Source organism: Pseudomonas sp. CCI1.1 (assembly GCF_034348165.1).
In the GTDB taxonomy this organism is placed as follows: domain Bacteria; phylum Pseudomonadota; class Gammaproteobacteria; order Pseudomonadales; family Pseudomonadaceae; genus Aquipseudomonas; species Aquipseudomonas paracarnis.
Genome location: NZ_CP133780.1, coordinates 1,133,858 through 1,146,580, shown reverse-complemented (window position 1 = coordinate 1,146,580; position 12,723 = coordinate 1,133,858). Strand labels below are relative to the sequence as shown.

General features: G+C 56.6%; 6 protein-coding genes. All 6 read right to left on the bottom strand.

Annotated elements, in window-relative coordinates:
* Positions 1-516: 516 nt before the first annotated feature.
* Positions 517-774 carry an AVAST type 1 anti-phage system protein Avs1c gene (avs1c, locus tag RHM69_RS04875; RefSeq protein ID WP_019819734.1) on the bottom strand — a complete coding sequence of 86 codons (258 nt, stop codon included), beginning with the start codon at positions 772-774 and terminating at the stop codon, positions 517-519.
* A gap of 11 nt (positions 775-785) precedes the next feature.
* Entirely contained in the window at positions 786-6,590 is a 5,805-nt protein-coding gene (gene avs1b / locus RHM69_RS04870) for an AVAST type 1 anti-phage system protease Avs1b (RefSeq protein WP_019819735.1), read from the bottom strand.
* Complete coding sequence (gene avs1a / locus RHM69_RS04865) at positions 6,590-7,774, bottom strand: AVAST type 1 anti-phage system MBL fold metallo-hydrolase Avs1a (protein WP_019819738.1); 1,185 nt, start codon at positions 7,772-7,774, stop codon at positions 6,590-6,592. The genes avs1b and avs1a overlap by 1 nt, the downstream gene beginning before the upstream one ends.
* An 81-nt stretch (positions 7,775-7,855) precedes the next feature.
* Positions 7,856-8,818 carry a DNA-binding protein gene (locus RHM69_RS04860; protein ID WP_019819740.1) on the bottom strand — a complete coding sequence of 321 codons (963 nt, stop codon included), beginning with the start codon at positions 8,816-8,818 and terminating at the stop codon, positions 7,856-7,858.
* A gap of 721 nt (positions 8,819-9,539) precedes the next feature.
* Positions 9,540-10,583: an RNA ligase family protein gene (locus RHM69_RS04855; protein ID WP_177324619.1), complete on the bottom strand. Its 1,044-nt coding sequence runs from the start codon at positions 10,581-10,583 to the stop codon at positions 9,540-9,542.
* A 5-nt stretch (positions 10,584-10,588) separates the two neighbouring features.
* Complete coding sequence (locus tag RHM69_RS04850) at positions 10,589-12,718, bottom strand: peptidase domain-containing ABC transporter (RefSeq protein WP_019819753.1); 2,130 nt, start codon at positions 12,716-12,718, stop codon at positions 10,589-10,591.
* Positions 12,719-12,723: the final 5 nt, after the last annotated feature.

The window sequence follows — 12,723 nt, the reverse complement described above, 5'->3', positions numbered from 1 at the left end:
AGCCGCCCCCCGCACCGGCCGTGCGGGTTTGCACTTGCACGCCCCGCGACACCGACAGTAGGTCTTGTTGGCGACCCGGATTAGAGTGGGAGCTGGAGCCGTGGATCCTTTTTAACATTGGCCTGCTCGAGGAGCTGCTGCAAACCTGCGATCCGGGCGATCCCAGGCGCGAAACGGCGATCCAGCTCCACTCAGCCATGTTGAGTTCAAGCATTGAGCATTAACACCGAGGTGATGCTGAAGCGAAACTACGCGGCTACAACCCCACACCACGCAGGGGGCGGCGTAGATCAAATGAATCGCTGCCGTGCCCAAAGGTGTGCAGACAGCAGGCCGACAACGGTCAGAATGTCCGAACGACAAAATGTCAAAAGCCGCACAAATATGTTGCAGCGGCCAAAGCCGTTGAGCGAGCATCCGGGCGTTTGTCCTGGCTTGGCCGAGACGGCCGCGAGCACATTCGATCCTGCATAAAATGGACGAAATGCCCTGGCTCGAGGCCGGGCCGGCAATGCGTTATTCGATGCCTTCCTCGGCAACCGAGGGTGTGAAATTCCGCATCTGATACATCATGTTCGCGTGCAAGCGGGCTGCTTCGTCGATGCTCAGCAAATCGATTCTGCCGTTGGGCAAACACCGCACTTGGGTAAGGCTTTCAGTGCCTCGTAGCCCTTTGGCAAAGTGTATAAGTCCCATGCGGCACTGTTCCGCCGAGTAGCCCACACGCGCTTCAAAATCCGCCCGCGTCAGCGGTGTCGCATAAGATGTCAGCATGTCATCGCCCTCTAAACATCGTGCAGAATTGCCCGCACATTCCCGTTGACTCGCAGCGCCCAGACGATGTTCCAGCCTGGAGGAAGCGCGAGTGCTCCCCGCTGTACGGCGAGCAGTGCGGCCTCGTATCGACGACTGCAGCCGGTGCCCGTAACGCTGCTGCCATCGCGCCAATGGTACCTGATGGTTGCAGAGGGGCTGGCCCCGATCAGTTGGGTGAAACTGTGAGTAGGCACCGCCGGACTGAGCGAGGCAAAGTACGCGACAACTGGCTGAGCCCTGACACTGATCGCCATTTGCTGATCAGGGGTATCGGGTGGCAGCTCCGTTGATTTAAATCCATAGCCTGAGCGATACGGCGTTTGTCTGGGATCAGGAGAAACCAGATGCGGGACAAGTTCAATGAACGCGGTTTCCCCTTCCAACTCCACGAAGCACTGGAGATCCAGAAACACCAAATCGTCGCAAGCGGGTCGATAGTCCTGCTCGTCACCATTTTCCAGTGCGGTCACGAGGCCAGAGAGCAATCGGTTACCGTCCTTGGGCGCGGCAATGGTGCTCGGATTGTAGGTGCGCAGCGCCGCTTCGATGGAGAGCAGCCTGTCCACAGGCATGGGGCGAAACAATGCCGCGTTCAAGGCATAGCGCAGTTTACCAGCCCAACGATCCGTGGAGAGATGGTCCGGCTCTCGAAAACTCTGCGCAGTTTTCATTTCCAGCTGCTGTGCCATATCAATAGAGAGCGGTCGACAGGTATCGGCTAGCACCGTGCCAAGCTGCGTCAGCGACGCTTCCGTGAGGGCACCGAGCTCTGCCAGTGTATGCCAGAGTTCGTGGAGCTCCTGTGGAAAGAACTCAGGTACTGCAGGCGACTGGGCAGACGCTGGAACAGGGCCGTCAGCGCAACTTGCGCGCATCGCCGACGCCACGCTAGCTGCAGTCGCGCAGCCCTGCTCACTCGCCCGCTGGGCGATACGCAGAAGCGTGGCAAACCGTGCTACGTGACGACATTCTGCTACAACCTCAGCGATGATGAGGTGTGGTGCTAAGCGTTGCCACAACACCGCCGGATTGCGGCAGGACAGCACGTCGAGAACGGCAGCAGCGATGTCCGCCCGGTTGCGCGGATCCATTGAAAAGGCAAGTTTCACCACTTGGGCAAACCAGGTGTCATCCCTTGAGGACAGCCAGAGCAGCATGGCCGCGCCGCTGTCGCGGCGTTCCCAGACCGGATGATCAAGGGTCCAGAGCAACAGTTCAAAAAGCGCTTCGTTGGCCTCGATCTCGCAGCGGTCAAGGTAGTCGAACGCTTCAGTCGACGCCTCTCCCACCATTTGTCCGACATGCTCAATGGCGATGTCAAGCAAGGCAACCTGTTGTGGCGCCGCTACCTTGTTGGCCACGACGTCAATGAGGTGCGATGCGATGCGCCATCGCTGCACGTGGCGCTCCTCGAGCAACAGCGGGCCATAAAGACGGGCCAACTCGTTGCCGTCTTGTACCTCGGCGATGATCAGCCGCTCCGCCGCGGTACCGGTATGGTTGTTCGACCAGATGGACCATCCTCCCGCTTGGAGGTTGCGCAGGACTTCGATACAGGCGTTGACTGCCGCGTTCGAATTACCTCGGCGCAGGAGCGAGCGCGCCGCCGCTAGATCTTTGCGGGCCTGCTCTTCAACCGACACTTTGCCGAACAGACCTGGGCGGTAGAGCTCGTCCGCAAGGGAATCAACCTGATCTGGCTGTATCTCAGGGCTACCCGTCGCTTTTTCTGCCGCCCGAGGTTGCTCAGACTCAAAACCAAACATGGAGGCGAGTTGCGCAAGGCGCTCCTGCCCTACGCGCGCCTCGGTCTCTTCCAGCAAGCGGGCAAGGTCAGCGTTGATAGCGGCGGACAAGGGGAGGACCGACTCCCTCAACAGCATCCACGCCCGTTCAGCGCGCATGCCTTGAACCAGGACCCGGATTCGCCGTGTCGCCCAGGCCACATCGTCTGGCTCAACTTCCAGTGCAGTGATAATGAGCGCGTACTCTCGTCCCCAGTCGCCCAGGTGTCGCTCATCACCATGCAGGTACACCTCAAGCAGCGCCCAGCGCAGCCGCCAGTCCGCCTTGCTCGGCACCTGGCGAAGCAAGGCGAGCATGGCCGCCTGCTCCTCCAGCGCGCCGCCCGGGAATCGCATGCCAACCAGCGGTGATACCCTGTCCAGATCACCGGCCGCCGCTTGTGCCAATAGTTGCGCCAGCGACCCGCAAGACTGATGCTTGAAATACTGAACGGCACCAGCGTACAACGAACGCCGGCAGAGTTGAGAGATGAAGCTGCCCTTGTCTGCCCGAACATACCGCTGAAACGTCATATCCCCGCTGGCTCGTTCCAGGTAAGCCGCAATTTGTGCCTGCGCTGTCGGGGGCACCTTCAGCTCGATCGGGAGGGATTCAAGCGTACTGGACATCAGGGACAACTGATCCTCCTTGTACCAGCTTGGGCCCATCGAAAAACGCAGTGCCAACTGATACGTTTGGAAGGCCTGTTCGGTCGCGTCCAATCGCGTCAGCAGGGGGACAATGCGCAATAGCTCGGGTATCAGCTCGTATCGGTTCTCGACATTTGCCGCGACGTAGTCTCGCCAGCGGATGATCAGGTTGAAGAGCGCGTCCGCCGTGTCCACCGTTAACTCGGCGCTGACGAACTGCTCCGCGACACCCGCGAGCGCCTGGCGGAAACCTTCGTTGTAGAGGCCGAACTGGTGATCAAACGCCGCTTCAAGCACCTGAATGAACACACCTGACCGCTGGGGAAAGCAGTCCAGTATCAGTTTTGCTAAACGCTCGTACAGAACAGGGATGATGGTCTCCGGAATGCTGTAGGCGCCTTGCCACAGGATCCGAGAAGCGAGGGGGATGGCCCAAGCCGGTAAAATCACATCAGTTACGCAGGACCATACCTGATCAACAGTGGCGTGATCCGCCTCGGCCGTGGCCCTGCGCGCGGTACCATCAGCCCAGGCGATGGCCGCAGCAATCGAGCGCAATGGGCCTTCCCAGTCATGCGGCTGGACCGGGTGGACCACCGGCTGTAGCTGGGTGTCATCGAGGAAATACCGGGCACGCAGCTGCCGATACGACTCGTGGAAACCCTCCCGATCGGGGTCGGCACGGTTGGTTTTATACAAGGCCAGCGGTTGCGGGGTGTCGGCAATGCCCACTGTGCACCTTCGTACCAGCGGCCGAGTGGCCCCCGCCTCAATCAGCGTATCGACAACGACGACGCGCAGATCCTGGGGTTGCTGTAGTGTCTGGCTGACCGCTTCCAAATCCTCCAACAGCAAGTTGATACTCTCCCGGGCCAGGCGAACACCATACAGACGGGAGTTCATTTCGGCGAAGACCAGCGTGTGGAGCAGCGAGTGCAGGATCTGCTCGGGATCGGTGTTAGGGAGTTTGAGCTGCAGGAGCGACGTAAACTGTCCGCGCAGACAAAGCAGCGCGCCGCTCAGGTTACCTGTGAGCTGTAACAGAACTTCATTTTGCTCTTCGACGGAAAACGGACTATGCGGGGCGCGCACGAATTGATGCACGATCGCGTTAAGGAAGCGCTTCACTGGCGGCTGTCCACCCGCTGCTACGGCTAAAGCAAAGCCGTGCAAGCGCAGTTGGATCGTCTCGATGAGCCGATCAGTCTCGATGCTACCCTCGGATTGCCACTGTTCAAATACCGCATTCAGCGACAGCTGAACCTTATCCAGCAGGATTTGCGCTTCGCGCTGGCGGCCCTTGCGCGTCAGCGCATGGACGACTGTAAACGCTTCGTGCGCGCTCACAATCACGCGACCATTGCGAATGACATGGCGCAGTGCTTCATCGGTTTTGTCGAGCGCCAGCAGAGCCAGCGCCACCCGCTCGGCTGACTGGGTAAACAGGGTGTCGTAGCGAAAGGTCAATCGTTGTGACAGCAGCAGCAAACGGACCATGTCGGTGGCCATACCGATACGCGTCGCGGCGGCGAGCGCATGATCGATGTCGCCAAGGAGTACATCGGGCTCTGAGCCCAGCACAACGGCGGCGTCCACCCATGTTTGCTGACATTCTCCGATGGCCAGCAGTTGCGCCTGCTTTCCACCCAGCAGGCCGTGATAGACCCTGTTCAGCTGTCCGTAGTCGCCACTCTCCGCAGTGACGCAGAAAGTCGCCAGCCGCTCCTGCAGGCGCTGGTTCATGGCTGAGGTCTTGTGCGCCACAAACTCCGAAAAGGATGGATGATAGATCTCGGTGTTACCCGTTCGAGAAAGCAAGTGCTGGATCCGGGCCAGTGTGGCGATGTAGACGGCACTCTCGGCGGGCAGCAGCATGACGGTCAGGTCTGCTGTGGAAATCCCCCAACGGAGCCGGGCAATGATCCCCAGCAGATTGACCGCGTCGGGGTCCGGCAGGAGTTGTCCCCAGAGCGTCTCGTAATAATCCTGAATGGCGCCACTGAAGGCGGGCAATCGAGCAATATCGGCTTCGCTAGCGCCACCGTTCACCAGATCCGCCAGGTAATGGAGGTACAGCGGGTGGCCCACGGCCCGCTCACACAGCAGGGCCACCAGCGTCGACGTCGCTACGCCCGGGTCGAGCAACTCGATGCACAACGCGTGCTGACTGTCGTGATCAAGGGCCGGCAGGGTCAAGCGCCCCGCGCTCTGCAGCAGGGGGCCGATGCTGCTGGCATGCGCTTCCAAGCCAACCCCGGTAATGACGATCACGAGCCCGCGAGGCAAAACCGAGGGAAGTAAGCCGACAAAACGCTGCAGACTATCCGTGCTCACCCCGACAGCTTCGTTCAGGCCGTCGATAAACAGCACCCCGACCTTGTCGGCAGCGGCGTGCCGATGGGCCAGCGCGTTGAGCACTTCATGGGTCTGCTGGATCAGATCAGGGTAGGACAGCTCCCGCAACCTGGCCGGCTTCCCGCTCACTTGCAGCGACAATAACGAGTTGATCCAGTCAAAGAATACTTCCGGCTGAGCCTGGTGCGCGGGCGTTATTCCTCGACCTCGCTCCGAAAGCGCGTACACCCCGAGCACTTCGAGTGGCTGGGTGCGCGGTGCAAACTGCCTGCAGTAGGTCGACTTGCCAATACCGTGCGCGCCCTCCACCCAGAGGTAACCGCCGTTCAGGCTCGCCAGGCGGCTTTCAAAAAGCTCGTCAAACTCCGGGCGAGCGCCATGCGGCGCGCTCTGCTCGGCGTCGACAAGGAGTTCAGGCAGCACGCCGTGGGCCTCAAGGAATGGACGCAACTGGTCGATGCTCAGCGCAGCGAGCGCCGTGTCGACATTCAGCCGCAGCATGCCGCGACAAACGCGGCCGGTCATGAGCGCCGCGCCTGACAGGCCTTGATAATCGGAGAGGTGGGATCCTGGAGCGACCGACAGGTCGAGGTCCACTCCGTGCACCCGTTCGCTCAATATCTGCTGGACTTCACCGTTGAGGGCATGACCAATATCAACCTTGGTCGTCGGATAGCCGAACGCGTACCACTTTGCACCCACCCGGGGCAGGCTGCCGTCCAGTGGAATCGGCTCAATGTCCAAGGGCGCAGGCAGGCGCAGCAGGCATACATCGAGATCGTCGTCCAGCGCTTCAACCACCACAGCATACTGAGTCGCAGCAGTACCAGTCCCGAAGCGGGCTGTGAGGGGGCCGCCTGCCGCCGCAGTGGCTTTCACGCAATGCAGCGCCGTTAGCACGAGCGAGGGTGTAATCAGCCAACCGGTCCCTACATCCTCGCTACCGATAATCATGCAGGTGGCTTGTTTGACAGCTTCATCCATCACAGCTGGGCTTCTCCAAGGTCAATCCATTCGCCTTCAACCACGTGAACGCTAAAACGCGCTCCGGATTTCGATGAGTAGTTGCGCAACCGTCGTGAGGCTGCGGTTTCATAGTTGAAATACAGCGTGCGTTCGAAAGACGCTGGCCGGTCGACGATTTCTTTCAGTACTTCGAAATGCGGATGACCATGCCTTCCCTTGCCATTGGTGGAAATCAGAAAGCATGGGGCGTCCACCAAAGCCAACAGCTCCACACTGGTGTTGTGATAACTCCCATGGTGAGCGATCTTGATGGCGTCAAACAACAAGGGCCCCGACTCTGGCTGCCGGCATTTCAGTTCTTCGACCATGTCTTCGGCCCAGGCATCACCTAACAACAGCACGGTTGACCGCCCCGCCGTCAACAACAGTGCAATGGAACTGCCATTGGCAATCCACGTGTCGGCTTTGTACACCTGCGCCAACGACAGCTCCTGATTTGCAGCAATCGGTTGAATGCCCGCAGAAACTGGTTGTTGAGCAGCATGGGCACACCACATCTCATAGGCATCGTCCACCAGATCGCTGCTTTGCGCTGCACCTCGATAGCCGAACTTCTGCATGTCTTTGAGCCAGAAGGTGCGAAGACTTTCCAGCCGCGCGACACTAGGGCCCAGCACGGCAAGCTGTACTGTATGCGGCAGGTCGAGTGTCGCGCAGCGGCGGTCTATGCAGCGAGATCCGTCACCGAAATTCCAGTGATAACCCTGGCTTCTGAGGAGATTGGCTAGCGAGCTGCCCTGGCGCGCACTGATCGGATCGGCCGCCTGCTCGGGAGGTATGGGGAAACCTCGTCGCTTTATGGCTTCAAGCACCGTGGCATCTTCAGTCAGGCTTGGCCCGGTGGCAGGGCACGGTAAGGAGCGCAGACTGTTATGCCAGACCTCGTCGACGTCGATGCCTCGGTTGCCGGGACCGCCATTGGTCGAAAAGAAGGTCAGCAGCCCACCGATGTGATCGGCGTCGATATGGGTGCATACCACCAGGCTGAGACGCCCGCCCTGTCGTGACAATTCCGCCAGATCCTGAGCGATGTAGTCGGTGTAGGTACTGGCATACCCGCCATCAATCAGCAAGTGATTGCCATTGGCATTGACCAGAAACGCATCACCTTTATTTGCCGGATACATCTTCAGTTTCAGCATACTGCCCAACAGACGTCCGATTAGGGCTGCACAGTCTAAGGGACGGCGGCTGGCAAGGCGAAGAATTCGCGCCCCAACACTTCACCCTTTCTTGATTCTGGGCTTGCGCGGGTTCGGCGCCTGCTGCTGGGCCAGTTGCTGCTCCAGCGTGTCAGCACGCGCCTGTTGGGCCACGGCCGTATGCCGCACTGCGTCAAGCGCTTGCTGCGTGGCATGCAGGCGGCCTTCAAGCGCTTGCAGCTGTTGCTCGCCCTGCTCCGCTGCCACTTCGGCCCGCGCTTGCTGAGCGGCTGCCTGTCGCTGCGTCTCGCTCAAGGCATGACGGTCTTGCTCCAATCGTTGCTGCAGTTGGTCGAGCTGGCGCTGTAGCTCTCGGCGTTCAACCTGATGTGTCTTGCTCTCCTCGCGTGCCCGATCAATTTCGCGGTAGCCACGGTCCTCGACGCCCCGCACGTAGGCATCCTGCTCCAGCCGTGCGTGCTCGGCCTGGTGCTGGGTGTCGTGCAGCTCGGCTTGCAGAGCCTGCAACTGCTGTTGCAAGGCGTCGCGGTCCAGTTGCAAGGCGCCACGTTGTTGCTGCAGGTCCTCGATCTGCGCCCGGCGCTGGGCCAGCAGTTGGTCCAAATCAGCCAACCGAGTTTCTGCTGTCTGCCGCCCAGCCAGAGCCTCTGCCGTCTGCTGCCGAAACTGCGCCGCATCCTGGCGCGCCTGGCCTTCAATCACGGCCACGCGCTCGCGCTCGGCGGCCAGCACCTGGCGATGCTGGTCCAGGGACTGCTCGGCGACGCCTTGCGCCAGATGAATCGCCTGCTGCCAGATGGCAACAAAGGCCTGCGCCACTTCGGCTGGCAACGCTGGCAGACGTGTCTCACCGTTCAGCCGTTCGGCCAGGCGCGCCCACCATTGATCGAGCAGGCCGCCAACCCGCGCCGGGCTGCCGCGCCCGAGTTCCAGGCGCACGCGTTCGACCGTTGGCCGTTCGCCGCGAGCCAACACCGCGTCCGCGGCAGCAAATACCTCGTTTTCTGGCACCCCTACTGCCATGGACTATCTCCCGGTATATTAGGTCTGATAATAGAATGTTATACGACATTATAAAATCGAAACTCAATTAATAATACGTTGAACGTAATGAATAATACAGATGCCCGCACCGACATCATTCTTGGACTATTTGCCCATTTTTTAGCTATAAGAACTGTCTTAAGACACAAAGCCTGGACTTTTTGTCGTGTCAGGATAGCGTTCGTGTAATTTTCGTCGGATGCGTCACAAGGAATGGACTTTTAGTCGTGAGTAACTTCGCTGCAGCTGCCGGCAGCAATACGATTTTGTGAGAACACCTCGCTTATCCGATCGCGCAACCGAATCAGTCCTACATCAGGCGGACGGTAACTGAGGAGCTGGGAGTAATAACTTGAACGGGGGACTTCGGCAAGCATCAGAATTGAGAGATGAGGTTCACTAGCCTGTTGGCGCCAACGCCAAATTGCCCCACGTGTTGACGCAAGTCTGACCCACCTCCAATCTGCCAAAATTCAGCAAAGGCAATGTTTTTGCGAGGAGACGAATGGGGCAGCCACATATCGGCAACTGGGTCAATTCGACTTCGGCTCCAACACCGAGGTGGCGTAAGCTATAACCTCCCCACTTTTTACTACCGCAACTCTGGTATTGGTAAATCCTGCATCAACCGCAATATAGAAACTCATGATAGATACGCCACCAATTAAATGTAATGAATTCTTGATTCAAGCCTAAACAGTCAAGAAGGATCAAGCAAAGTCGGTGAAAGCAAACCATTAGGGACAACGGGGCGCCCTTCACGCCGATTGAGTTGAATAGCATCGGCTTGCGTATAATCACTCCGGATAAATTTTCCACACAGATGCCGGAAGCGATCAGGCCTAATAGCGTCCGCGCTCCTAACTATATAACCCTCACTCTGCGGTGAGCACTGCTCACGCCAGGCCTCGTGTATTGCCTGTTGCTCAAACACCCCATCATATAGCACAGGGACAGTAGAGACTCCCAGTCGCGAGAACAGTTGCACTGAATCATCCCACGACAAGCACTCATCAAGTGCCGTCCAAGCAGAAAAACTGAGAAAATAACTTTCCAGATCGCGATATTCTATAGCGTGACGTGCAAACAAATACTCTCCACAGACCCTGACGCCCGTAGGGATACGAATGGATAATTGATTCAAAAACTCTCTTAACCAATTCCGACTAGGATGAGATGGGCCGTCGACACTCCGACCATGAAAATAGTCGCGATAAATCGTAATATTCTCGCCGTCCATTTTCTCGGTAACGATGACTCTTTTGCCGTGTAGCGCCTTCGTGTCGGTCATTATTCTATCGCCCTCGGAGACCGCATCCACCCAAGGAAGAAGGAATGTGCGAGGGTATTTTGCCCATTGTACAAAGCTATCGCTCTTCCCCGTTTTCGCCAAAATATCCTGGACGTCCGAAGCATGAAAGAGCTCACCTCTGACTCGCTCCCCACTGCTGAGAATCTGATTTCCCCAACGATCATAAGTGAAGGTTTGATAGCACTGCGCGGGCACGAGTATCGAGTCAATACGGGCTAAACTTCTTAATTCAGCGGGATGAAACAATCCATTTTTTACGGCGGCCGCATGGGTGGCGCATAGAGACACCCAATTGTGGGCATCAAATGTAAATGTGTCCCAAAGACGAAGATCGAGTATAGAACACACCTCATCTGCCGTGCCTTCGCAGACGACGCACCTTTGATTGTCACGTGCAAGAACGACGCCTTGCTTATCCGGGGATAAATACATGCCATTCATACTTCACTAGGCCCTGCCATTGAATTGGAAACCACAGATGAGCGGCGTTGACCTTCAGACTCAACAAAACGCCCATCACTGTAATGAAATACTCGATTTGCCGCCGTCAGTGGTTGTTGGTGATGCGAAACAATAATTCGAGTGATATCAAGCGCTGTTAGTCGCTCAGTAAAATGACGTTCTCGCGTCGGATCCAGGTGACTTGTCGCCTCGTCGAGAAATAGAAATTTAGGACGTCTATAAAGTGCACGAGCAAGCAAAATCCTCTGTCGTTGACCCGACGACAAAATCGAGCCACTGTCCTTTATCTTTGTCTGCAAACCTTCAGAAAGCTTTACAACGTCATCGTAAATATCTACGGCACGAGCCACCTCGATGACGTACTCCATATCATAGTACTTTTCGAAGAAAGTAATATTTTCGAGAATACTTCCTGTGAACAGACGATCTTCCTGCATCACTGTCGCCAAATTTGACCTATAGTCTGCTGGACTCAGCTTATGTAAGTCACACCCTGCGATCAAGATCTGCCCTCTTTGCGGCACTGCCAGCCCTAGCATAAGGCGTAGCAACGTTGTCTTTCCACAACCCGACGGCCCCGTAAATGCAACACACTCCCCGGGGTGGATTTTCAACGAAAAATCTTCTAACACGTGGGTTCTGCTGCCAGGATGACTGAAATAAACATTACGAAATTCAATACTTGCAGAGCCGCCCTGAATATCAAAGCTATCCTCTTTCGCGACCGACGCCTCGGGCTCGTGTAAAGCGATGTCCGCCACCTTGTCACGATGTCCATCAAGCAAGGCTATCTCGGCCAACTTATTAGTTAACGTGAAGGAGCGATTAAGAAAAAGCTCGTTATAGGCTAGAAACACTATTAGTTGAGCAATAGTGATCGTTTGCTGCATCGTCATCCAGGCACCTAGCGCTATAACTATTACCCGCTCGATAGCCATCAGCGCTGTAAAATTCGTTCTCAAACTTGCCTCAACCTCTTGGTAACTTCTATCTCCATCAAACAGTTGAGAAACGTGCGCCAACCAGCCCTCCAGCCGGTTGTTCTCTCTCTGGAATAGCTTAACAGACTGGATACCCGAAATAGTTTCCCAAATGTGAGACTGCTGGACGACTGAATATTGGGAACGTTCATGCTCCGCCTTTCTCTGCCGTTTTAAACAGCGCCAACGCAGGATGATGTAGAACAGTAGGGCTGCCGCAGGCAATCCTGCTAACTGAGGAACAATAACGACCAGGACCAGTGCAGTAACCAATGCCATCAAACCGTCAAGAGCACCTTCGATAAAACCGACCGCCAGGGTACGCTGTATGTGCGCAACTGACCAAAACTTGGAGGCGACATCTCCTACTGAGCGTTGCTCAAAAAAACTGATCGGTAAACGGACAAGGTGCGTAAAGAGGTTGCTCAGCCAGCGCAAGTTTATGCGCTGGCTAAACTTTATCAACGCTTGGCTGCGAACATCGTGTAACAACATCTGCAACGCAACCAGTATAAAAAAAAATATAGCAGAGGTGGCCAAAAGTGGCCCATCTACGGCCGGCAGTACTCGATCAAGAACTAACTTCATGAACAGAGGAGACACAATCAAGCATAGTTCAATCCCTACCGCCAACACTCCAATACGGATTGTGGCCCCTGTCAAATCACCTAGATTCCCGGTTAGCCTGCTCAATGGGACCCTTACTTTTTTAGGCGGACGCGTATAGCCCATAGGCGAAACCTTTACGACGACACCGGAAAATATCTTCGCCAAATCGTCCCATTTAATATGCTCCGCCTCCGAACCTGACGATGTAACGAACATCGCACCCTGTTTACCGCGAGCAACCATCACGATGAAGCGACCATCAATCTGCCGAACCAATGTCGGCGACTGAAGTAAAGGCAATTCATCCAGTACTGCATTATGAGACTGAGCCACCAATCCACGCTGGCGTGCCTTTTCGTACACACCTTCTGCCTTTTCACCAACCGAATCCGGAGTGACATGATTCATTTCACAGCGATAATGTTCTGCAATAAAATCCAAACACCAGTCAACGTCATCCTGAATGGCCACTTTTTGCGCGCAAAAATGTATATTTGTATATTCATTGCTTCGCATATTAA